Source organism: Segatella copri, assembly GCF_019249655.2.
GTDB lineage: Bacteria > Bacteroidota > Bacteroidia > Bacteroidales > Bacteroidaceae > Prevotella.
Window position 1 is genome coordinate 2,938,670 of the sequence record NZ_CP137557.1, and the last position, 25,553, is coordinate 2,964,222.

Annotated in this window: 16 protein-coding genes and 1 pseudogene; 10 read left to right on the plus strand and 7 right to left on the minus strand. The window is 47.6% G+C overall.

All coding sequences use genetic code 11. The features are described from left to right. Positions 1–90 precede the first annotated feature (90 nt). The 8 genes from KUA49_RS12080 to KUA49_RS12115 all read left to right on the plus strand — a co-directional run bounded on the left by KUA49_RS12080 (position 91) and on the right by KUA49_RS12115 (position 12,649). The gene (locus KUA49_RS12080) at positions 91–2,523 is read left to right on the plus strand and encodes a PQQ-binding-like beta-propeller repeat protein (protein ID WP_218411812.1); all 2,433 of its coding nucleotides are present in this window, start codon (positions 91–93) and stop codon (positions 2,521–2,523) included. A gap of 147 nt (positions 2,524–2,670) precedes the next feature. Beyond that, on the plus strand, positions 2,671–5,145 hold the full coding sequence (locus KUA49_RS12085; RefSeq protein ID WP_218411813.1) for a PQQ-like beta-propeller repeat protein: 2,475 nt from the start codon (positions 2,671–2,673) through the stop codon (positions 5,143–5,145). 101 nt (positions 5,146–5,246) lie between these two features. After that, entirely contained in the window at positions 5,247–6,659 is a 1,413-nt protein-coding gene (locus KUA49_RS12090) for a TolC family protein (RefSeq protein ID WP_218411814.1), read from the plus strand. Continuing rightward, entirely contained in the window at positions 6,656–7,846 is a 1,191-nt protein-coding gene (locus KUA49_RS12095; protein WP_218411815.1) for a multidrug transporter, read from the plus strand. Before KUA49_RS12090 ends, KUA49_RS12095 begins: the two co-directional genes overlap by 4 nt. Then, entirely contained in the window at positions 7,843–9,447 is a 1,605-nt protein-coding gene (locus KUA49_RS12100) for a hypothetical protein (RefSeq protein ID WP_218411816.1), read from the plus strand. The genes KUA49_RS12095 and KUA49_RS12100 overlap by 4 nt, the downstream gene beginning before the upstream one ends. A 27-nt stretch (positions 9,448–9,474) precedes the next feature. Next, the gene (locus KUA49_RS12105) at positions 9,475–10,791 is read left to right on the plus strand and encodes a glycosyltransferase family 2 protein (protein WP_218411817.1); all 1,317 of its coding nucleotides are present in this window, start codon (positions 9,475–9,477) and stop codon (positions 10,789–10,791) included. 93 nt (positions 10,792–10,884) lie between these two features. Next, entirely contained in the window at positions 10,885–12,141 is a 1,257-nt protein-coding gene (locus KUA49_RS12110; protein ID WP_218411818.1) for a nucleotide sugar dehydrogenase, read from the plus strand. 37 nt (positions 12,142–12,178) lie between these two features. After that, a complete protein-coding gene (locus KUA49_RS12115) occupies positions 12,179–12,649 on the plus strand; it encodes a response regulator (RefSeq protein ID WP_218411819.1) in 471 nt (156 codons plus the stop codon). An 11-nt stretch (positions 12,650–12,660) separates the two neighbouring features. On the opposite strand, the gene pflA is transcribed toward KUA49_RS12115, so the two are convergent. From pflA to KUA49_RS12135, 4 genes and pseudogenes are all read right to left on the minus strand, one after another. After that, entirely contained in the window at positions 12,661–13,383 is a 723-nt protein-coding gene (gene pflA, locus KUA49_RS12120; protein WP_218411820.1) for a pyruvate formate-lyase-activating protein, read from the minus strand. Between the two features lie 242 nt (positions 13,384–13,625). Continuing rightward, positions 13,626–13,853 (minus strand): DUF6722 family protein, encoded by a 228-nt coding sequence (locus KUA49_RS12125; RefSeq protein ID WP_218411821.1) that lies wholly within the window; start codon positions 13,851–13,853, stop codon positions 13,626–13,628. Positions 13,854–14,006: 153 nt separating this feature from the next. Continuing rightward, positions 14,007–16,253, minus strand: coding sequence for a formate C-acetyltransferase (gene pflB, locus KUA49_RS12130; protein WP_218411868.1), 2,247 nt, complete (start codon positions 16,251–16,253; stop codon positions 14,007–14,009). Between the two features lie 287 nt (positions 16,254–16,540). After that, positions 16,541–16,747 (minus strand): annotated as a pseudogene (locus KUA49_RS12135) (histidine kinase dimerization/phospho-acceptor domain-containing protein); the annotation flags it as partial. Positions 16,748–17,290: 543 nt separating this feature from the next. On the opposite strand from KUA49_RS12135, the gene KUA49_RS12140 reads away from it, so the two are divergent. Continuing rightward, on the plus strand, positions 17,291–18,856 hold the full coding sequence (locus tag KUA49_RS12140) for a glycoside hydrolase (protein WP_412178609.1): 1,566 nt from the start codon (positions 17,291–17,293) through the stop codon (positions 18,854–18,856). A 219-nt stretch (positions 18,857–19,075) separates the two neighbouring features. Then, the gene (locus KUA49_RS12145; protein WP_218411823.1) at positions 19,076–21,442 is read left to right on the plus strand and encodes a beta-galactosidase; all 2,367 of its coding nucleotides are present in this window, start codon (positions 19,076–19,078) and stop codon (positions 21,440–21,442) included. Between the two features lie 82 nt (positions 21,443–21,524). Here the strand turns inward: KUA49_RS12145 and KUA49_RS12150 are convergent, their stop codons facing one another. The 3 genes from KUA49_RS12150 to KUA49_RS12160 form a co-directional block, all read right to left on the minus strand. Beyond that, positions 21,525–23,585 (minus strand): TonB-dependent receptor plug domain-containing protein, encoded by a 2,061-nt coding sequence (locus tag KUA49_RS12150; RefSeq protein WP_256624759.1) that lies wholly within the window; start codon positions 23,583–23,585, stop codon positions 21,525–21,527. A 38-nt stretch (positions 23,586–23,623) separates the two neighbouring features. After that, complete coding sequence (locus KUA49_RS12155; RefSeq protein WP_218411824.1) at positions 23,624–24,433, minus strand: HmuY family protein; 810 nt, start codon at positions 24,431–24,433, stop codon at positions 23,624–23,626. A gap of 88 nt (positions 24,434–24,521) precedes the next feature. Beyond that, a complete protein-coding gene (locus KUA49_RS12160) occupies positions 24,522–25,529 on the minus strand; it encodes a calycin-like domain-containing protein (RefSeq protein WP_218411825.1) in 1,008 nt (335 codons plus the stop codon). Positions 25,530–25,553: the final 24 nt, after the last annotated feature.

Genomic DNA, 25,553 nt, shown 5'->3' on the forward strand with positions numbered 1-25,553 from the left:
CGCATAAACTACTGAATGTTAAACCAAAAACAAAGACGAAGATCGTAAAAGATAATAAATTCGTAAGTACAATTTAAACTTATAATAGATATGAAAGTAATCAATTCTAAGCTTGCTGCCATCGGTTTGGCGGCATTCGTTTTCGCATCATGTAGCGACAGCAACAGCGATCCTACTGGTGGCGATGGTGTAAAGCCAGAGGTTAATTCTGTTGAACTTACAGCTTCAACCCCAAGTTCTGTAATCAATTACAAGAACAGCACTGCTATGGCTCGCAAGTTCTTCGCTACAAGAGGAGCTTCAGCTACAAACTTCGTAACTGCAATGCCGGATTTCCCAACAAAGCCAAATGTAATCAAGGAGCTCAATGCTGCTACTGATTTGATTTACAGCAAGGACAATCCAACAAACACTTACGTTATCAAGAACCAGAACAAGCTTGACTTTACAGGCAAGAAGATTCAGGGTGTAACCATCTTCATTAGCGGTGACTGCAAGATGACTTATAATGAGTCTCTCGGTGGAAACACGATTGTATTGGCCAAGGGTGCTATCCTTGAATATACAGGCACAGGCTCTATGATTCAGGCTACCGATAAGGTATATGGCGCAGCCAGCAGTATTATCAAGGCTACCAATAGCAACAACAATATCGTTGTAGAAGGTGAACTCTATGCTTCTTGGGAAGGTCAGGGCGAACAGGATAAACTTCATGGCGGCTTCGGTGCTGTAGAATCAAAGGTTAACCCTACCCAGAATATCACTTTCAAGAGTGGCGCTAAGGCTTACATCGACGGTTCAATCCGTGCTAAGAACCTTACCATTGAAGATGGCGCTGTAGTTACAGCTACAAGAAACATCCTGAATGCAACAAAGGTTGACCTTGCCGGTGCATTGAAGGTGGGTGGCTTCTGCAAGTCAGAAAACCTCAATATCACAGGTCTTTTGGATGCATCTAACGCAAATGCAGTAGTTAAGGTTACTAAGCAGCTCAACCTGGAGAATGGTTCTCTCATCAAGGCTAACTACGTAAATGTAACCAACAACACATATAAGGGCGAAAAGGACCACAAGGTTATTGATAAAGTGGGTGAAGCCCAGCTTAACTTGAAGAATGGCGGTCAGATTCAGATTGCAGACCTCGGTGTTATCAACGTGAACAACCTCGTTACAGACAACGCTTCTGCTGCTCAGATTGAGTTGCAGGGCGATAATGCCGTAGCCGTCATCAAGGCAGATAACTTCACAAACAATGGTAATGCTACAATCAATGCATTCGCTACTCCTGGTACAAACTCTGTACTTCTGTTGCAGATGAGCAAGTGCTTCATGGGTACTACACTAATGCCTTCTTCTGGCGACCTTGACATCTCTGCATCATACCTCGACTACGACAAGGCAACTGATGGTGCACTTGTTGAACGAAAGGATGAGGCTAATGAACAGTATGGCTATATTCTGAGCAAAGATGCAAAGAATGCCAAGGCTACTCCTAAGCTCGACTTGGTTGCTTCATTCGGCGACAACAATGGCATGTCTGCATCTTGCATCCAGACCGTTGGCAACTACGTATATGTATCTTACCACACTCATGGCAACGGCAAAACAAACCTGAAGGGTGGTCTTGAGGTTCTCCACATGGCTGACAACAAACTTGTCGGCGACCAGGCAGTTCAAGGAAATACATCGATTGACATCAATCACGTAATGGTTGACAACAACAAGGCATACATCGCTGCTACCGACATCGACAAGGGTGCATTCCTCGGCGTTGTTCCTTTGGAGAACAATGTTTATTCTACAAATATGACCCAGTATGTTCTCGATGCATTGAACAAGAATAACGGTATCGATGCTAACTGCGTAGTGAAGTATGGCGATAATATCGTTATGTCTTCTACAAGAGGTTACGAGTTCTACGACAGCAACTTCGGTCATACATATTTCCAGACTACAGCAGACGCCAAGGGGCTTGCTTCAGCTAACGGCAACCTCTATAGCTTGTTGGCTACAGGTAAGAACACAACAGGTACTGTAAATGTATTCAACGGCATTGACCTCAGTCAGGGTAAAGCTACAACAACATTTACTACTAATGGTAATGTAGGTCCTGAGGATGGCAAGAACACTGTTGCTGTTGACGGAACAGATATCTATGTTTGCCAGGGCGAGGAAGGTCTCGTTCGCTACGATGCCAACGGCAAGAAGGTTTGGTCTTACAAGGTTCCTGTCATCGCAAACCAGAACAGCGAAAAGTATGGTAGCGTGAAGGGTTACTGCAATGGCGTAGCAATCAGTGGCGACTACGTATATGTAGCAGCAGGTGGTTACGGTGTAGTTGTTCTTAACAAGAAAGATGGTACGGAGCTTTGCCATCGCACCGCATTCAACGGCTTCCTGGAGAACGGCAAGTGGGCAAAAGCTAACTCTGCGAACTATGTAACAATTGGTCAGGACGGCTATATCTACGTAGCTTATGGTAAGAGCCGCGTACAGGTATTCAAGTTGACCCAGACAAAGTAATAATTAATCAATTATCAAAAGAATGTTCTCTCACTACCATCCCAATGGGGTTCTAGTGGGAGAACAAACCTATAAAACTAGAAAGACCGCTCAAAAAGAAAGTATAACGTTAAGGATGTAAACTAACGATTTAAAAAGCGAACTGATATGAAAACAAGAAATATCAAATTGGCAACATTCGGTTTCGCTGCAATGCTCCTGGCATCTTGTAGCGACTCTAATGATACCCCTACTCCAACTCCGAATCCTGCAGAAACAGGAATCATAGGAAAGGAAGTAACCTCGATTACGGATGCTCAGCAACTGGCTGCACGTGTCTATAACTTCAAAAGACCAAGTGCAACAAGAGCGGCAGGAGTAACATCTGCCGATTTAAACCAGGCATATACCATGGAGGCTGAACCAACAGGATTGGACTTTGCCAAAATGGAAAAGATGTCAAACTACAAGCCATATAATTTACCTGCAAACACAGATATGTATATTGCACCAGGCGAAACCATCGCTTTCAATCAAAACTACCATCTTAATGGAAATACAATATACGTAGCAGGAACTTATGAATGCAACTCAACTTGGACAGAGGGAAACTACACCATCGTAGTATTAAAAGGTGGAACACTAAAATGGACAGGTGGAAACATTTTTCCTAATCAGAACGGCGGAAAAATCCTCTGCTACGGAAACTTCGAATGCAATGCAGACCTGGAAGTTCACAACAGAGGTATCTTCAAGATTGCAGGCGATTTAAACTTAAAAGGACATACATTCAAAGTGAACAATGCCAGTGTTTATATCGGAGGCAAACTTATTTGCAACGAATTCAAGAACCAGGCTAACGCTTATACAAATATACAAGGCGGCATCGAGGGAATCGAAGACAAACCCGTCGAACTTGATGGTGTCGTAAACATTGATGGTAACTGCAAGATGAAAGACCTGATTCTCCAAGGAAGCGGTCAACTCTTCTGCTGTTCTCTGGAGCTGACAGGCGAATTCAAGTCTACGGGCGGTGATGGACAAGGCAGCGCCTTACATACCAGCTACCTGAAGGCAAAGAATCTTTTGCTTGCTTCCAGCAACAACATCTATCTGGTGAACAACAGCAGCATAGAAGTAGAAGGAACCCTTCAGTGCAACAAGAATGCCAGTGCCATGATCTTCCTGCAGGGCGCCAACTCTAAAGCTTATATCAAGGCAAATGTCATCAAATATAATGGTAGCGGAAGCCCTGCCTCACTGATGGACTGCTATATGTTCAACGCTATGGATACCGGTGGCGAATTCTACATAGATGCAGATCATTTCGACAACGATGATTCTGGTAACCTCGCATTCAGCGACATCCAGTTCCTGGGATCAGGTAAAGTCCACAACTTCAGAAACAACAGTGCACCTGTTACCCTGGTAAAGGCAGAATGTGGCTACACGCTGAACCCAGACGTTCCTACTCCACCACATATTGATGAGGTGGGTGAAGTCCTCTACGACCATACCCATACAGACATCACTGCTACCTGTATCCAGCCATACAACGGAAAGCTCTATATGTCATACCACACTCGTGGAAAAGGACATGGCGGATGTATCGAGGTATTCGAGACAGACAACCAGAAGCAGACAAAACTCTTGCAGTTCTTGCAGGATACTGATAAATCACTGGATTTCAACCATCTGATGGTAGATGGCAAATCATCTACTCCAAACCTGTATGTGGTAGGCAACTACGGATATACAAACAAGAATACTGGCAAGCAGAGTGATGCAGGAGCCATGATGGCAAGAATCGACCTCAAGAGCAACGGACTGCTGAATACTGAGGTTAAGAATATCGGTGATGCAGCCATCAATCCGCTGATCATCGTTCCTCTGGAGAACAACCAGAGCAACAATGAGGATGAGAATGCAATCGTTCGCGACGGTGACAAACTGCTCGTAACAAGTACCAGAGGTTATGAGGTTTACGACCCTAACACACTGGAACTGCTGAGCAACAAGAAGACTCCAGGCAAGGCTAAGCACATCGCATTGAACAATGGCGAGATTGCCACCTTATATTATAATGACGAAGTTAATAGCGCAGAAACGCCTGTAGCTGGAACACTGGAGATTTTCAATGCTGGTGATGACATCACAACTGTAACACCACAGAAATCAATCGCCGTTTCAGAGATTGCACCAAACAATGGTAAGAACACCATAGCCATCGACGGAAACAACGTCTATGTATGCCGAAGTGCAAACGGTCTTACTTGTTACGACAAGAATACCGGCGCAGAGAAGTGGACATGGCAAGCTCCGCTTACTGCATCCACATTCAAGCCTCAAGGCTATGCCAACGGTGTGACATTCGACGACAAGTATGTCTATCTGGCTTGCGGAGGTTACGGTCTCGTAGTTCTCGACAAGAACAAGATGGTGGATGGCAAACCAGCAGTTTACGCCAAGACCCGAGTTACTGGTATTACCAACGAACAGGGAAGAGTAGTTTGGAACTCTGCTAACTACGTAACACTCTATAATGGTCTGATTTACGTAGCTTACGGTAAGAACCGACTCAAGGTTTACCAATTGGTTGATGGTGCCACTTCTGGATCAAATACAGGCTATGGCACTAAATAGCAAGATAAGAAATACTAGAGAATAAAAAACTCAAGAAGACACTAGTTGAATGCAGCTGCAACAGCTTGCGGCTGCATTCATAGTGTTTAAACCAAAAAACAATGAAGCAAAATTTGATACTATATACGACTACTGCTCTCCTCATCACACTCGGAGGACAAAGCGCTATGGCTCAGGCTCAAAGGCAGCAACAGCTGAAGAAAAAGAGCTTTAGCCCTAAAATGCTCGTATATGAAAATCTGAAAAACAACAACGTACTCAGACACTTCAAACAACGCTTCGCACAACTCGACACCCTACTCAATAACCCAATATGGGTAAAATCACCGGTCATTGACCTGGGACTCAACAAACAACATACAGCGGACATCAAAAAAACTGATTCCCTGTACTGGGCGAAGACGGCACACGAACAGCTCGCCATCAAACGCCACAACGGACTGGAAGTAACCGGACAGGTTTATGCCCGGCCAGACGCCTACTTTGACTCAGAAAACGACGACGCCGAACAGGTATCAAAATATAAGGCTAAGGTTCAAGCCGAACTGGGATGGAACATCATCAACAGCAAATTCTACCAGGGAAAAGAAAAAAGAACCAAGGTGGCTCTAGCCAACGAACTCTCAAGACTGCAAGGAAAGAAGAGACAGACGGCCGACATCTACGAAAAAGCAGCCGATGACCTCACCGAACAGTATAACTTCTACATCGGCACAGTGATAGCCCACCGGCTGGACAACCTCGACATCATGAACGAGGCATACCAGTACATGCTGGAGAAAGACCGAATCAGCAACGACAAGATGCTGAAGGTGATGAACGAAAAACTGGAAGCAGAATACGACATCTCTATCCTCTGCTCCGACCGTGACATCTCCAACAAGCCTATCTACAGAATGAAGCCATCCAAAGTGCTCGTAGATACGGCGGCCCTCTGGCGACACATAGACGAGGAAAGCATCGACGCACGAATCGTGATGGTGAAGGAACAGATAGCCGACAACGACAGCAAACTCTCGAACTATCTGGGAACAACAAGAATCACACCCTTCGCCAGATGGTCAAGCTACTGGCAAAGCAACAACAAGATAAGCAACAACGGCGACGTGGGCGTAAGATTCACCTTCCCTATCTATAACGAGAATCCACGAAAGCGCAAGGCACTGGAAACGGAGAAGGAAATCATCAGAAGCAGCCGCAACACCGACGTGAAGGAAATCAAGCAGTCGGTAAACATCCTGCTCAAGAGAATAGAAAACCTGAACCAGGCCATCGCCACCGAAGCTTACCACATCAACCAGACCAGCAAATACATCGACATGCGAAGATTTGCCTACAAGAACCAGAAGCAGGGGTACAACTACCTGATGCGAATGGACGAATATACGGGACTCCTGGAAAGCATGGAGAGAATGTATAAGCTGATGTTAAACCGCGGACTCGCCATCATCAACATTGAGAAGGCAGTAAGCATCTACGACAACAACAATATATTCAAGGAAATAGAACTATGAATGAGTTTCAATATAATAATACGCCACAAGAACAGGCTATGGCCGACTTGCTGAAGTCGCAGAGCCACCGACTGGCCAGGCAGCAGATTATCTTCGCGCTGATATTCCTGCTGGTCATCGTTCTGGCGGCATATTATATCATCACCCGAATGATATGGGTTATCTACGACGGATACATCACCCTGGATGAAAATCCGATATCTGCCGTAGATGACATCTACATATTGAAGGTGAACAAGGAAATAGGCGAGGTGGTACACAAGGGAGACACACTCTACTCCTACGTGCTGCTGGGAAACATCGTAAACCAGTATGACCCCAACATCCTGCCTACTGCCGTGAAGGAAACCCACGACATGGAGGTACAGGCACAGCTGGCAAGAGAAGAGATTCCCGTGCTCAGAACCCGACTCGCCGAACTGAAGAAGCAGAAAGCCTCGGAAACATCAGACATCTACTACGGACTCACCGACAACAGCAAGCGAAACGCCCTGGATGCGGAGATTGCCGAAGTGGAAGAAGAGCTGAGAAAACAGGCTAACAAGGTGGAAATCTACGCACGAGCCAAGAACACCACCTATAACTTCATGGCAAGAAGAGGTGCCGACATGCAGAATGCCTCGATGCCTTACTCAAGAACAAGCCTCTACAGCAAGGGACTGATACACTACTGCTGCGCTCCAGCCGATGCCTACATTACCAAGATTAACGTGAGCGACAAGACGCTGGTGTTCAAGAGCGACGAAGTAATGGCCATCCAGCATACCGACTATGCAGCATGCCACCTGGGAGTTATCACCTACGTGCCCAACTCGAAGGTGAAGTACATGGAAAGCCCAGACGATGCTGACATCATCATCAACAACGACCTGGAACTGAAGGCGAAGCTGCAGATGGTGGGTCTGAGAGTGGAGGAAATTCCGAAGCACCTTCAGAGCAACTTCTCGCACGATGCCAACGCCGTGGTAGCCATGTTCACCTTCCGCCCCAACCAGCGAGTTCCGGCATGGGTGATGAGCAACCGACTGCCAGTGAGAGTGAGAATCAACAAGTTGAGTGCCATGCTCGACCCAAGACCGCTGCCGATGTACACCATCCCAGTGGATAGAAACCAGAACGTAGTGAGAAGCTCGAAGCTGATCTCTACGGAAAAGAATAAAGAAACAGACAACACAGAGAAGAAATGATTGGACTCAGAAGAAACAAGCGTGGAGACATGGTGCTGACCATCGACAGCTTCGTTGATGTTGACTCAACACCAGATATCCAGTCCGACTACTTCGATTGCATATACATCAATACGGCGAGTGAGCGTGCGTTCCATGCAATCATGTTTGGAGCCAGCCCTATCCTATCGTATAAATGCAGCTATAAACCGATATTTGCCAACACGGCAGTATCGGGAAAGGAACAGATGATTGACTACATCGTGGATGCTTACGTGAGCGACATGAGCAACGAGAAGGTGTACGAGATTATCGACAAGATTAAGAAAGCCAGGGAGAAATACGGCATCAAGCAGGAGATAGCACGACCTACGCAGCCCAACCAGCTGTTCTCCAACATCCTGAGATACCTGCTATCCAGAGACCAGAGAGTGCTGGGCCACCGACTGATGGAGAAATCGTCATTGGGTTACATCAACCCTATCTTCGAGCACTACCACAGCATGAGCCTCTTCCATCTTGCCGAAATGTTCACCTTCAAGGACAGTATGGTGGAATGCGGAGCACTGCGCAAGAGTCACTACCTCATCAAGGAGCACCTCTGCCCTAAGTGCAACCACAGCCATCTGCTCTACACAGAGTGCTGCCCAAACTGCGGCAGCTCTAATTTGAAGATTCAGAACATCATCCACCACTTCTCCTGCGCCAACGTGGCTCCGGAAAGTGCCTATAATGTGGGTGGTATGCTCATCTGCCCGAAGTGTCACAAGAAGCTGCGCCACATCGGTGTGGACTACGAACGTCCGGCGGTGATCTACTCCTGCAACGACTGCGAGAGTTCGTTCACCACCCCACTCACCAAGGCCACCTGCTGCTACTGCCAGAGCACCTATCCGGTGAACGCACTGGTGCCGCGAGATGTGGTAGACTATGAGATAACGGAAGAAGGAATCCGTATGCTGACAAAGACTGGACTCATGTTCAGCAACATGTCGAACACATACGATAACTATATGGAATACTCGCTGCTGATCAACCGCCTGCGCCGCCAGTTGCTGGAGACATACCGCAAGGACGAGCTGACCGTGATGGTGGGTAAGATATGGATACTCGACAAGAACCAGGAGACGGTGAGAATCAAGGAGTCTATCCAGGCTCAGTTATGCCGCCTCTTCAACAGTCACAAGGTATCCTACAACAACAACATCTTCTACGTCACCTTCATGGCGTTCGACGACATGAGCGTGGAAGCGGCACAGCAACAGCTGAGCAAGGAGATGTCGAAGGCCATCCGCAAGATTGCTACCGACATAGAACCGGAACAGATAGTATGCTGCGTGCTGAGCACGAAGAGAGCACTGACCAGCGGACAATATGAAGACTTCTTTAACCAGATGAGCTTTATAGAGCTGACGCCGGATGACTACTGCGGCTACGCAGAATCGCCAATATCGGAAGAAGAGGAAGTGAAACCACAACAGGAAACACTCGACCTCACTCCGAAGGAAGACGACAAGATCATGAAGCGCGTGAAACTCTACAAGCAGCTGGTAGCCGTGCTCATCCTCATCGCCGGCGTACTGATACTGCTTTCCATCCTGACGCTCACCGTGCTGAGATAAGCAAACAGAAGAAAGGGAACTACGCCTATGTTTAACATTGCAGAAAACTTGAACCACTTCTGGGACTGGATATCGACACTCTCGCTGTCGAGCATCGTGAGCACCTACTGGTTTCTCTTCTACATCGAGATGCCTAGATACTACATCCTGGAATACCTGGTGATCTTCTGGCGACTGATGGACAGGAACAAGAGAGAAAAGGAAAATGAGATTGCTAAGTTCTATCTCTACCGAGAGAATCCCCTCATCAGCATCCTGGTACCGGGAAAGAACGAAGGCAAGAACATCTATAAGATGGTGAAGTCGCTGAACGAGCAGACCTACCGGAACTACGAAATCATCGTGGTGGACGACGGTAGCGACGACGACACCAAACTGATATGCACCGACCTGTATCGTGCGAAACTCATTACGCACTATCTGCGACTGGAAACCCGTGGCGGAAAGGCAGCAGCCAGCAACTACGGAGCCTACATGGCAAGGGGCAAATACATCGTGAGCCTCGACGCCGACTCCTCGCTCGACCGCGATGCCCTGGAGAAAGTGCTCATCCCATTCTATCTGGATGGAGAGGTGAAAGCCGTGGGTGGATGCATTGAGGTGAGAAACTACAAGGCTACCATCTGCTCGTCGCTGCAGGCTTTTGAATACCTGAAGCGAATACAGGTGGGACGCATCGTGACCAGCGAACTGGGCATCTACCATATCATTTCGGGAGCCTTCGGCGCTTTCGAGACGCAGACGCTCAAGGAGGTGGGATACTGGGATATAGGACCGGGACTCGACGGCGACCTGACGCAGAAGATAAGAAAGGCAGGCTACAAGGTGAAATTCGTGGAGGATGCCATCTGCATGACCAACGTGCCTACCAAATGGTACAAGCTCTATCACCAGAGAATAAGATGGTCGCGATCGCTCGTGAGATTCCGCCTGCGCAAGCACATCGACATCCTGCTGCCTACCAAGAACTGGAGCATCCTGAACTGGATATCCAACATGGAGAGCGTGATGTTCGACTGCTTCCTCAACTTCCTGTGGCTGTGGTATATCATCAACCTGGCGATTACCTTCAACACACACATCGTGGAGGTGCTGGCTCTGGGCTACTTTATCCGAGTATGCTTCTCGCAGTTTGCCTTCCTGCTGGTGCTTCTGGTAACGGAAAGAAAGAAGACGGCACTGTTCCTCTACAGGTTCACGCCGCTGATGTCGCCATACACAGGTTACTTCCTGCGCTTTGCCCGACTCTCGGCACATCTGCAGGAGCTGTTCTTCAGAACATCCTACAAGGATGCCTGGAATCCGAAAAAGACCTCCCGCTATGCTCAGCTGGAAGGTATCTAAGGTTTACTGACCTGGGAAACGGATGACAGGGAAACGGACGTCTGGGAAATGAAAATCAAAATAGAAATTAAACAATTAATAAAACGATATTATATGATAAACAAATCTTTTGAGTTTAAGATAGGAGTAATAGGATTGGGTTATGTGGGTACCCCCCTTGCCTGCTTATTCTCAAAGAAATATGAGACATGGGGTTACGACATCAATGCCGCCAAGGTGAATAAACTCGCCAACAAGCAAATGTCTGACAACAAGCAACTGTCGAAGGCTTTGGCTCACGGGCTGAAGTTGACGAGCGATATAGAAAACCTCAGAGCCTGCAACGTGTATATCATCGCAGTGCCAACGCCCGTCAACAAGTCGAACAAGCCAGACATCAGCTGCGTAAGAAATGCCACACGCTCCGTGGGCAGCATTCTGAAGGAAGGCGACATCGTGGTATACGAATCAACCGTATATCCGGGACTCACCGAAGAAGTATGCGCCCCACTGCTTGAGGCAACCTCAGGACTAAAACTTAACCAGAGTTTCTACGTTGGTTTCTCACCAGAGCGCATCAATCCGGGCGACACGGTGCACACCATCGAGAACATTGTGAAGGTAACCAGCGGTTCTACCCCTGAGGCAGCCGCGATTATCGACAGTCTCTATGCTTCGGTACTTACCCACGGCACCCACAAGGCGCCAAGTATCAGGGTGGCAGAGGCCTGCAAACTGATGGAAAACTGCCAGCGCGACGTGCAAATAGCCTTCTTCAACGAGATGGAGAAAATCTTCGACAAGATGGGCATCAGCATTGAGGACGTAACGGAAGCGGCAAAGACCAAATGGAACTTCGTTCCTGCCACACCGGGACTGGTGGGCGGCCATTGCATCGCCGTGGATCCTTACTACCTCATCAACAAGGCACAGGAGGTGGATGTGGTTCCGTCACTCCTCTCTACGGCACGCGAGGTGAACGAGCAGATGGCGGTTTGGATGGCGGGTAAGATCAAGAGTGCCTGCGAGAACAGAAAGTTCGTGGCTCCCGAGACCAACGTGCTGATTCTGGGCTTCTCTTTCAAGCCCGACAGCGACGACATCCGCAACACCAAGGTGGCTGACCTCTACATCAACCTGGTGGGAGCCGGCTACAAGACGACCCTCTACGACCCATTGGTAGACAGAGACGAAGTAAAAGAAGAATACGGAATTAAAGTAACCGGCGACGAGGCAGTGCTCAACAAGCAGTATCAGATTGTCGTAATCGGTACAAATCATAAGATATTTAATAACATAGACATGAGTAAGATTCTCACAGACAAGGGTTTCATTTGCGATATCTATGGAATTCATAAAGCGAGAACTTAGGCATGCCCTAAAAAACGAGAACTAAAATAGCATGAGTATGAGTAAGTGTAGAGTTTTAATAGTAGATGATATTGCTGAAAACATAGCACAAATGGTGAATATGCTCAGCAATCTGGACATCGAAATCAAGAAAGCCTACGGTGGCAAGGAAGCCATCCAGCTGGTAGAAACCTTCAGACCTAACATCATCTTGCTCGACTTGATGATGCCAGAAGTTAATGGTTGGGATGTAATTGAGCATGTAAGAGCCCGTTACGACAAGAATGAAATGATTATCATCATCACCTCCCTGCTCAGCAACAAGGACAACATTGATGAGTGTTACGAAATGGGTGTGAACGACTATGTGTCCAAGCCTATCATTCCGGGCCGCATCATCAGTTCGGTAGAGACCCAAATGCGAAATGTGAAGTATGCGGAATATGAGCCTAAGGCTGAGCAGCATCAGCTGAACACGACGAAGCCTGCATCAGTAGTAGAAATGGATTCAGTCAAGCATATTGGCTGAATCCATTGAAATTATTTCTGAAGTATCGCATTAGCATGATCAATGCGATCTTTTGAAGGAGACTCTATCCCTTGCAAAGGGTAAGGGATACCGAGTTTCTCGTACTTATATACACCCAGTGTATGATAAGGCAGGATATCTATGCGCTCAATGTTGGTGAGCGTATCGAGGAAACTGCGCAGCTGCTGCAGATATTCATCCTTATCCGTGATGCCTGGAATCAGGACATGACGAATCCATACCGGCTTGTGTATATCGCTGAGATAGCGGGCACAATCGAGTATGTTCTTATTGCTATGAAGCGTCAGCTTGCGATGCTCTTCATCATTGATATGCTTGATATCAAGAAGAACGGTATCGGTTACGGCCATCAGACGCTCGAATTTCTCAAACATCTCCCCTTCTTTCCTAAAGGGTTGAGCCGAGGTATCAAGACAGGTGTTGATGCCGCGCTGATGGGCTTTCTCGAAAAGTTCGATGAGAAAGTCTATCTGCATCAGGGCTTCTCCGCCGCTCACGGTGATGCCGCCCTTGTCTCCCCAATAACTCTTGAATCGCTCTGCCTTATCCAGCAGGTCATCGGCACTCCACTCTTCTCCTACCCCCGTCTTCCAGGAATCCGGGTTGTGGCAGAACTGGCAGCGCATGGGACAACCTTGCAGAAAGATCAAAAATCGGATGCCTGGTCCATCTACTGAACCAAAGCTCTCTATGCTGTGAACAAATCCCTTCATGCGCCAGCTTCAGTTTTTTCTTGTTTGTGGATTATATAAACAAGAGTTAAACATGCTCCGCAAATCAAAAAAGTTACGGCACCTAAAAAATAAATCAGTCCCATATTATTTTATCTTTTTAGAAATGATTAAAAACAAGAAGCCCATTTAAGCCTACATTTTACGATAATCATTATAAGCCCATAGGGTAAAAGCACCAGCAAGCAGAGCAAAAAATCCCATAAACATTAATAGTTCCATATTTATTTTCCTTTCTTTTTTTTATCTTTAGACATTAATATTAAAAAGAATCCAAATACAGCAAGAAACATTGTTATGAGAGCACCAAAAACTAAAAGTTTCCCTGTATCTATATCCTTTTTCATGATACTTGCCAAGATGATACCACCAAATATTAGTTTGGCTAAATCCAGGCAAAACTTTCCTCCTTCACTCCAAAGAGTTGTTTTTTGTTCTATATTCAATTTCATACTGCAAAATTAGTAAAATAATCAATATCTTGTTCTATTTTGCAGTTAAATAAGCTAAATTGCCCGCTAAATATCCTCGGAAAGAAAATCTAGCGGGCAATCTATATGTTACAAAGAGACAAGAGAATTCTTCCCTCTTCATTCTTCACTTCCTTAGAGTCTCTCGTGAGCCTGACGAGCGATTACGTCGAGCTGCTGCTCGCGTGTCAAGTCGATGAACTTAACTGCGTAACCACTTACACGGATGGTGAAGTTCTGGTACTCTTCCTTCTCTGGGTGCTCCATCGCATCCTTGAGCTTGTCGATACCGAATACGTTCACGTTCAGGTGGTGAGAACCCTGGTTGAAGTAACCATCCAATACACCTACCAATGTCTGGGCACGCTCCTCGTCGTTGTGGCCGAGAGCACCTGGACTGATGGTCTGAGTATTAGAGATACCATCGAGGGCATACTCGTATGGCAACTTAGCTACTGAGTTCAATGAAGCCAAAAGACCATTCTTCTCTGCACCGTAAGATGGGTTAGCACCTGGAGCCAAAGGAGCACCGGCTGGACGACCATCAGGCATATTGCTGGTGAACTTACCGTATACTACATTTGATGTGATAGTCAAGATAGATGTAGTAGGCTCTGAATTGCGGTATGTATGATGCTTCTTGATCATGTTCATGAAGGTCTTGAGCAACCATACTGCAATCTCATCAGCACGCTCATCATCGTTACCGTAACGTGGGAAGTCGCCCTCGGTCTTGAAGCTGAGAGGGAAACCAGTCTCATCACGGATGATGTTTACCTTGGCATACTTGATAGCTGAGATAGAGTCAACCACGTGGCTGAAACCAGCGATACCTGTAGCGAAAGTACGACGAACATCTGTATCGATGAGCGCCAACTCTGCTGCCTCGTAGAAGTACTTATCGTGCATGTAGTGGATGAGGTTCAATGTCTTCACATAAACGCCAGCCAACCAGTCCATCATATCCATGAAACGTGGCATGAACTCATCGTATGTCAATACATCACCCTCAACGGCGCGATACTTAGGACCGCACTGCTCGCGTGTCTTTGAGTCAACACCGCCAGAAACAGCGTAGGTCAAGCACTTAGCCAAGTTGGCACGGGCACCGAAGAACTGCATCTCCTTACCTGTCTGTGTAGCAGATACACAGCAGCAGATGCTATAGTCGTCACCCCAAACTGGGCGCATTACATCGTCGTTCTCATACTGGATAGAGCTTGTCTTTACAGAGATGAGAGAAGCGTAGTGCTTGAATGACTTTGGCAAGCGAGAGCTATAGAGTACAGTGAGGTTTGGCTCTGGTGAAGGACCCATGTTCTCCAATGTGTGGAGGAAACGGAAGTCGTTCTTGGTAACCATTGAGCGGCCATCCTGACCCATACCACCTACTTCGAGAGTAGCCCAAACTGGGTCGCCAGTGAAGAGCTCGTTGTAAGAAGGGATGCGGGCGAACTTAACCATACGGAACTTCATGACCAAGTGGTCGATGAGCTCCTGAGCCTCATCCTCTGTAAGAGTACCCTCGTTCAAGTCGCGCTGGATATAGATATCGAGGAATGTAGAGATACGGCCTACAGACATCGCAGCACCATTCTGAGTCTTCACAGCTCCGAGGTAACCGAAGTACAACCACTGTACAGCCTCGCGAGCGTTCTTAGCAGGCTGGCTGATATCGTAGCCATACAACTGAGCCATCTCCTTCAAGCCCTTGAGAGCCTTGATCTGCATAGCAACCTCTTCACGAAGACGGATAACGTCGTCGATCATCTCACGGTCGCCCATGTTAGCGAGGTCGTTCTTCTTCTCCTCGATGAGGAAGTCGATACCATAGAGAGCTACACGACGGTAGTCACCTACGATACGTCCACGACCGTATGTATCAGGAAGACCAGTAAGAATGTGGTTATGACGCACGAGCTTCATCTCTGGAGTGTAAGCATCAAACACGCCGTCGTTGTGAGTTTTGCAATACTTGTGGAAAATCTCATGCAACTTCTCTGATGGCTGGTAGCCGTATGTAGTACAAGCCTGCTCTGCCATCTTGATACCGCCGTATGGCATGAAGGCACGCTTCAAAGGCTTGTCGGTCTGCAGACCAACCACCTTCTCCAACTCCTTAGTACCCTCGCCGATGTAAGCAGCACCATAAGCTGTCAATCCTGAAACCACCTCGGTCTCCATATCGAGCACACCACCCTTGGCACGCTCTTCCTTCTGGAGCTCCTTCAACATACCCCAAAGGGTATTGGTAGCCTGAGTAGGTTCTGCCAGGAACGACTCGTCGCCATCGTAGCTAGTATAGTTGTGCTGGATGAAATCGCGAAGATTTACCTCACTCTGCCACAAGTTTCCCTTGAAACCTCTCCATTCTGTTTTCATCATTTTGATATCCTTATTTTATAAGTTAATAATATATTTATTTTGTACACACTGTTTTCTTCAAAGTCCTGCTGAATCTTTATACCTTTTGTCTATAAAATTCTGCTATCGTTATTTTCGATGCAAAGGTACTATAAAAAAACGGGAAAAGAGAAGAAAAACCAAAGATTTTTCACCTCTTTCCCCTAAAATCATCATTTATAAGTAGCATTTCTGCACAAAACAAATTGAATGTGCAATATGAATATTACATTTGCTTCAAATTCTATGTTACATTTGCTTCAATTTCTTGAGATACTCTGATGAATCACTGCCAGCTTATGCTTCACAGCCTTCGAGATATCCGACGAATGAGAGATATCGTCGAGCGGTCCCAGGATGAGCGTGAGCGGCGTGCGGAGCTCGTGGGTGATATTGGTGAAGAAGCGCAGACGCTCCTCGTTGAGTTTCTGCTCCTTCTCGTGGTTCACCTTCTCTGCCCTGAGCTGGTACTTGCCCGTGGCGGGATCCAACTGTTCCACACCCGCCCAATAGGTAGAAATCCAGAGTTTGCCATCCTCCGATTGCGTCATACTGGTAATATCGTTGGTAGCAATGCTGGCAGCATCCTTGGCATCATCTATCACGCAGTTCAGTTCGCTGCTCGAGATGCCCTGTCTGTCTCTCCGCTTATAATAATTAAAGAAGCGGTTGCCATCAAAACGCCCTAAATCTGCCCAAAACGACTCAAAAATAAACTAAAAACGATACATAATCGTATTTTTGAGCGATTTGTTACCTATTTTGAACGAATTATTTCCTCCTTTTTGCCCCAATCCATGTACCTTTGCTGCCGAATTACAACAACATTTAGATTTTCAAAACTAACAATAACTAAATCGACTATTCAAATTCGTTAAGATTCAAAAAAAGATTTATGTTTTGAATAGGTATTAGGAATCTGAAAGGAAAAAGACTGTTAGTAGGGATAACTTAACTATAGACAACAACGACAAATACATAAATATAACGATAACAACAAATACATATTATATATGATGATATACAAAGCACTCTCAGTTCTCCTCTTGATGACGGGCAGCCTCCACATGATGGCAGCTCAAGATGGAACTACAGAATACACTATTCTTACCCAGAGCCCCGAACAGCACATTCAGCATTTCGGAGCCAGTGATGCATGGAGCATGCAGTTTCTCGGTCTGTGGCCAGAGAAGCAGCAGGAGCAGATAGCCGACTGGCTTTTCTCTACCGAAAATGATGCTTTGGGCAAGCCTAAAGGCATCGGACTCTCTATCTGGCGATTCAACCTGGGAGCCGGAAGCGAGGAACAGGGAAAGGCTTCGCAGATTCAGCCGGGCACCAGAACACAGTGCTTCCTCAATGCCGACGGCTCCTACGACTGGAGCAAGCAGGCTGGCCAGCGCAAGTTTCTGAAGCTTGCCCAGCAGAGAGGCGTGCCTTATTTCCTGGCCTTCTGCAACTCAGCCCCGGTTTTCTATACCCAAAACGGACTTGCCACCAACACGGGACGCGGCGGTACGCTCAACCTGAAGGATGACTGCTACGGAAAGTTCGGCAAGTTTATCGCCACTTCGCTCAAAGGCATCGAAGAGCACGATGGCATCCACTTCGACTACATCAGTCCGATTAATGAGCCTGATGGCCACTGGAACTGGACCGGACCGAAGCAGGAAGGTAGTCCGGCAACCAACCGCGAGTTTGCCAAGGTGGCAAAGGAAGTGAGCAAAGCGCTGGTAAAGAACAAGCTCAACACCCAGATATTGATCAATGAATCGAGCGACTACCGCTGTCTGCTCGGCACGCACATGACCGACTGGCAGCGAGGCTATGAAATCAACTCCTTCTTTACCAAAGACAGTACGCAAACCTATCTGGGCAAGGTGAAGCAACTGCTCCCCCTCATCGGCGGTCACAGTTACTGGACCAACACCCCTATCCCCTACATGAGAGAGATAAGAATGCAGATACGCGAGGCGTGCAAGCAGAAGAGCATCAAGTTCTGGCAAACCGAGATCTGCATCATGGGCAACGATGAGGAGATAGGCGGCGGAACCCCTTACGACTTCTCGATGAAGACAGCCCTCTATGTGGCTCGCGTCATCCACCACGACCTGGTGTATGCCAATGCCGAGAGCTGGAGCTGGTGGCGTGCTGCCGGCGGCGACTATCGCGACGGCCTCATCCGCATCTACAGCAAGGATGGCTGGAAAAGCGGATGGGCTGTGGATTCCAAACTGATGTGGGCGATGGGCAACTACTCCCGCTTCATCCGTCCGGGAGCACGGCGCTACGACATCGCCACCACCTCAGCCGATGGCAAGCAGATAGAAGAAGGCTTCAACGACCCTTACGGAGTGATGTGCTCTGCCTATCAGAATGCCGACGGCAAATGGGTGATTGTAGCCATCAACTATGCAGAAGATGTGAAACCGGTGAACTTCAAGTTCGATAATCAGGAGAAGAAAAACTGGCAGATGTACCGCACCAGCGATATCTCTGCCGAAAGTCTGGCACCCGTGGGAACCTGCGATGGAAACACGCTCCTAGCCCCACGAAGCATCACGACTTTCGTACAGAAATAAGTTAAGGAATAAGCTGAAAACAAGAAAAAATAGCCATTTATACTAAAAATTAACGAAAAATCCTCATTTTTGAACGATTTATTAACGTCAAAAAGAGGATTTTTCTGTAATTTTGCAATCGCTTATCAGAGATAAACTGTAATCAAGCAATAATCGCTTATCAGAAATAAACTGAATATAGATAAAAACGTATTAAGATTATAAAACAAAAAAAGATATATGACATTATCAACTACAATCAAGACACTCGCCCTTGCCTCTATTTTGGCTCTGGCTCCATCACAAATGATGGCAGCACAGAAAGGCGGTACTTTCACAACAGGAGATAAGACATTTCTCCTCAATGGCAAGCCTTTCGTGGTGAAGGCTGCCGAGTTGCACTACCCACGTATTCCTCGTGCCTACTGGGAGCATCGCATCAAGATGTGCAAGGCTCTGGGCATGAATACCGTCTGCCTCTACGTGTTCTGGAATATACACGAGCAGCAGGAAGGCAAGTTCGACTTTACAGGTAATAACGATGTGGCTGCTTTCTGCCGACTGGCTCAGAAGAACGGCATGTATGTCATCGTTCGTCCGGGTCCATACGTTTGTGCAGAATGGGAAATGGGCGGTCTGCCTTGGTGGCTTTTGAAGAAGAAGGACATCCGCCTTCGTGAGCAGGATCCTTACTTCATGCAGCGTGTTGAAATCTTTGAGAAGGAAGTGGGCAAGCAGCTGGCTCCACTCACCATCCAGAATGGTGGCCCTATCATCATGGTTCAGGTGGAGAATGAATATGGTTCTTACGGCAAGGACAAGCCATACGTAAGTGCTATCCGTGACATCGTCCGCAAATCAGGCTTCGACAAGGTGAGCCTCTTCCAGTGCGACTGGTCATCCAACTTCCTGAACAATGGTCTCGATGACCTTACCTGGACCATGAACTTCGGTACAGGTGCCAACATCGACCAGCAGTTTAAGCGTCTCGGCGAGGTTCGTCCGAATGCTCCTAAGATGTGTTCTGAGTTCTGGAGCGGCTGGTTCGACAAGTGGGGAGCCCGCCACGAAACCCGCCCAGCCAAGGATATGGTAGAAGGAATGGACGAAATGCTGAGCAAAGGCATCAGCTTCTCTCTCTATATGACCCACGGCGGAACCAGCTTCGGCCATTGGGCAGGTGCCAACTCTCCTGGTTTCCAGCCAGACGTAACCAGCTACGATTACGATGCCCCTATCAATGAATGGGGATTGGCTACTCCTAAGTTCTATGAACTGCAGAAGATGATGGCGAAATACAACGACGGCAAGAAGTTGCCAGCCGTGCCTAAGGCTCCAATGCAAATCATCAAGGTGCCTGAGTTCAAGTTCACCGAGTACAAGCCTCTGAGCTATGGCATCGGAAAGGAGAAGGAAAGCAATGTTCCTCAGAGTTTCGAGGATATGGACATGGGATGGGGAACGATGGTTTACGAGACCCAGGTTCCTGCCATCCAGGGAACCTCTACCCTCACCGGTGAGTTCCACGATTTTGCCCAGGTATATGTGAATGGTAAGTATGTTGGCAAGATAGACCGTGTGAAGAACGAGAAATCACTCGAATTGCCAGCCATGCCACAGGGTGCTCAGCTCACCATCGTGGTAGAAGGTATGGGACGAATCAACTTCGGCCGTGCCATCAAGGACTACAAGGGTATCATCGGCAACGTAACCCTCACCACTCAGAAGGAGGATTGCGAACTTGCCCTCACCCCTACCCGATGGAACAACAGTACCATCGCTGATGATTATCAGACGGCAGTGAAGGCACTCGCCATGCCAACCAACAAGATGCGTGGTCTGCAAAGCAAGGCAGGTTACTATCGCGGCTACTTCAACCTGAAGAAGGTGGGCGATACCTTTATTAATATGGAGGCATTCGGCAAGGGACAGGTTTATGTAAACGGACATGCCCTCGGCCGCTTCTGGCAGATTGGTCCTCAGCAGACCCTCTATCTCCCAGGTTGCTGGTTGAAGAAGGGCAAGAACGAGGTGATTGTTCTCGATGTAGTAGGTCCTAAGGGCGAAGCAGGCAAGCCAGGTTCTAACGTGGCTCCTACCGCTTTCTGCCAGGATCATCCGGAGCTCGACAAGCTGAATCTCGAAAAGAGCAACAAGCACAACGAGCCAGGTCATCGCATGGATCTCAATTCTGCGACTCCAGTATTGAAGGGCGAGTTCAAGGCTGGCAACGGCTGGCAGACCATCAAGCTCGACAAGCCTGTAACAGGTCGCTACTTCGCCATCCAGGCAGAAAGCAGCCAGAGCGGCGACAACCAGATTGCCATCGCCGAGGTTTATCTTCAGGATGCCAGCGGCAACCGCATCGACCGCAACAACTGGGTAGCCTTCTATGCCGACAGCGAGAAGGGCAACTCAACACTCGACAAGATGTTTGACTTGCAGGAGAGCACTTACTGGCAGACCGAAAAGGGAGCCAACTTCCCACACCTCGGCATCGTGGATATGGGCAAGGAGGTTACCATCTCAGCCTTCGAGTATTTGCCACGTGCCGAGCAGGGTGCTCCAGGCAGCGTGAAGGCATTCAAGCTCTATGTAAAGAAATAATAGTTTTTAGCATAAGTTTATATAGAATATTTGTGAAAGTTAGTTAGAATGATAAAGAGGCGAGTCGTGAGACCCGCCTCTTTTAAAACAACTTGTCAATATCTACAGATAATCCTACCTGAAGATTCACGCCATCGGTGATAGGACTGTTCAGATAATAATACTTCGGCTTATAACCGAAGAGATTATCCAGCGCCGCAGTCACCTTCACCGCCTTGCCGATGCGCTGCACCAGCGAAAGCTTCCAGATGGTGTAGGCAGGATAGCTCACCGTAAGGGTTCCCTCGCTTACATTATAATAATTCTTATACTCCACGTTTTCTACGCCCGAAAGATAGCGGCCGCTCAATCCGATGTTCAGTCCATAGTTTTTATTAAACTGATGGTCGTAATCCATGCGGGCATTGAAGGCATGCTCACGAGTCGGAATATACTGGTTGTTGATGGTGTTGCCATCCTTATCCTTCGCCAGCTGCTCCTTGGTATAGGCATAGGTGAAGCGGGCAGAAAAACCGTTGTTCCATCGTGCCTGCACGCCTACCTCTCCTCCACACACGCTGTAGGAATCCAGATTGGTGTAAGGCAGATAAGGCAGCTTATCCTCTACACTCTTGAAATAAGGAGCCGATGTAGACAGCTTGTTCTTCACCTTATTATAATAGAGGGATGCCGTATAGTTGTAATGTCCCTTGGTGTATTCGGCAGAGAGATTGAAGTTGTGGCTCACCTCCGCCTTCAGATGCTCGTTACCTTCCACAATCCAGATGCCGCTCATATCGAAGTTGTAGTATTTCTCCTTGAGCGATGGGGCACGGAAGCCCATACCGTAACCTGCTCTCAGCGAGAGATTGCGTATCGGGGTATAACGGAGATTCAGCTTCGGGGTAACATGCGAATCCTTGCCATCCGAGAAATAGTCGTAGCGCAAGGCGCCCACCATCTCCCATTTTTCAGAGATGCGCCAGTCATACTGCGCAAATACATCGAAGGTATCCTGCTTGCGGGTGCCATTGCTCAAATTGGTATTCATCAGATAGTCGTGCATATAGTCGGAACCGATGGTCAGCACGTCGCCGCCCTCGAATGCGTGGTTATAGAGCAGGCGGAATGTGTTCTGCACATTGCTGTAGTCACGGATATCCAGATGGCGAATTTTCTGATAATCAGACTTATCATATTGATCGAAAGCATAGCTCAACTGCAAGGCATCATCTGTAGTGATATCCCAATTCATCTTCAAGCCACCCGAGAAATCACGATAACGCTCTGGTAAATCGGCTGTTCTCACGGTTTCGCGGAAGAAATAGCCGGCCCGACCGGTGAGACTGAAGTTCTGGGTTGGACTCCATACCAGCTGGTTCTTGAAGTTGGCTGTCTTATCGCCATAAACAGTAGCAATGACGCGGGTCACGGGATTTTCGGCACTATGCACATTGTAATTATCCAGACGGTTGAAATTTGCCGTAAACATATTGTTCCAATGCTTGCTGTTCAGTCCGAAGGAAGCGCCATATCGCTGCTCGTTATGCTTGGCAAGTCTGCCGTTCACATTCAGCGTCCAGGGTTTCTTACCCTTCTTGGTGATGATATTGATGACGCCGCCCGTGGCATTGCTGCCGTAAAGGGCAGAAGCCGCACCCTTCACAATCTCGATGCGCTCCACATTGTCCATGTTCAATCGGGTGAAATCCACATCATCCATCGTCTCTCCAGCCAGTCGCTCGCCATCCACAAGAAAGAGAACTCCCTGACCGCCGAATCCGGAAAAGTTGAGATGGGTCTGCTGATTCATGGCATAAGAGAACTCCACGCCCGGCAACTCCTGCTGAAGCAGATCCTGCACATTGGTGGCATCGAGCCTGGCGATATCCTTGGAGCCGATCACTCGGGTCTGGATAGGTGTATCCTTCAGGAACTTAGGGGTACGGGTGCCCGTAACCACCACCTCGGTGAGGTCAAACTGGCGACTGATGGAATCGAGATAGGCCTCGAAAGCCAGGGAGTCACGGATGCTCTTCTGGTCTACGCCCGGCACATTGTCATGGGTAGGCACATTGTCGGCGCTGGCAGAAAGCGCTGCGCCAGCCGGAAGAGCCGCCATATTGGCTAATAATATCGAGTATAACAGATATTTCTTCTTCATTGTTTTCGTAAGGATACAATTAATATGGATATTTATAATTAATATGGATATTTATAATTGATAGTCATCCAGCACTTTACGCCCTTTGGTGAGAGATAGTTCTCAAGCTGGATAGCGGCGTAGGTACCATCCTTCAGTCGGAGGATGAACACATGGTTGTTGAGCGAGAACGATGGCGGCATCGGTGGAATCTCCATCGAGAGCCAGGAAGACAACACCTTGTTTATGGCGATGCCCTGCGATGGCACGGAACCCAGAAGCATCTGCTCCTGACTGTCCCAAACCTCATTCTCCGACCATTCATCTTCGGTAAACTGCTTGTTATGGAAGGCTTCGCTGGTTTCAGGCAACTGATCCATGGAAGTATAGCTGGTTTCCAGAACGGCTCCGCCATTGGTACGCACATTGTTGCGATGAATGGCAAGAGTCCATTCGCTTGGAGCAGTCTGCTCAGCAGTAGGCACAAAGTAAGTAAAAGTATTCTTCCTGATGCCTTCGCCGAAGACATCAAACCAATACATATATTGTCCAGCCTTTCTGCCCGCTGTGGCAGCAGCATGCCCGGCTTCCGATTCATCCTTCTCGCCAGTGGCAGTCATCGGGATGGGATAAGCCTCAAACTCGGTCTGCGCCTTCAAGAGCGCAGCCTCATCGCCAGCCTCCGTCAGTTTCTGCAACCGAGGCAAATCAATGTAATACCAGTCGGTCCAACTGGTGGCATTCATCACAATCTGTCCCTTAGCCGGCACAATCTCTTCCGGCTCATCATATATATCATCAAAAATACCGTTGCAGGCAGTAAGCATCAGCATGCCCAAGCCTGCAACGGTCATTTTCAGATGATTCATTTTTATCCAATTCGTCATCTATTCTTGTTTGTCTGATAATTGATACTCTATTTCCTGCGAAATATCGCTTTCTTGAAATCTTTCAGTTTTATTTCTTGAAATATTTCTTGCCGTTTACGATGACTACACCCTTGTAGCTCTCGCTGACAACCTGACCGTTGAGGTTGTACATCTTGCCATCGTTCTTCTTCTGAACATCGTTCTTGACAGAAGAGATGCCGGTAGCCGCGCTATTGAAGCTTGAAACGATGCCAAAAGGCATGGCACCCATCTGGAAGGTGTTCACGATGTCGGTAATCTTGCTGCCGTCATACTTCACGAGGATGTTGTTATCCTTCGCTGTATTGAATCCATACTCACCGTCCATGGACTTGTTGCCATCCTTCTCTGCGGTGAAGTGGAAGCTCAAGCCATCGTTCTTGTAATCACGGTAGAAACCGCCCTTCTCCTCATCGTAGGTCAAGCCCTTCACGGTGTAAGTACCCAGCGTCAGGTTACCCATCAAGGTGTTGTCCAGTTTATAGGTAGGAATCTCAACATCCACCTTCTGCACGTCGCCATCCATATACTTGCGCACATTGTAGGTTACACCCTCGTTTGCATAAGGGAACATGCCGCCTACATTCACGGTGATAGCACTGGTAACAGCCTTTACATAATATGACTTGATGTTGTAAGTCATAGGGAAAGGCATAGCACCATACTGGAAGACAGCCTTCAAGGTAAGCGAGTTATCTGCCATGTTATAGGTGCCAGATACTGATGAGCCCTTGATAGCCTTCTCAACGCCATCCACGGTAACCTGAGCTTCAAAAGGCTGCTCAGCCATGGTAATCACATGATTGTCACCCTTGGTGAAAGCTACGTTCTTGATGGTGAAAGAAGGGATGGTAGCCATGCCCTTCATGGCTGGAAGCGTGATGTTGCCAGCACTCATGCTAGCCATTTCAAACTTTACGGTATCGCTGGCATTCTCAGTATTCTGAGTCAACACGCTCATGGTTGAAGCACCAGCAAAAGTCAAGGCACCATGCATCTGTGCCATCATATTACCTGCCAACATGGTGGCAAAGACGAGAGTAAAGAATTTCTTCATATCTATTCTATTTTCTATTATTTG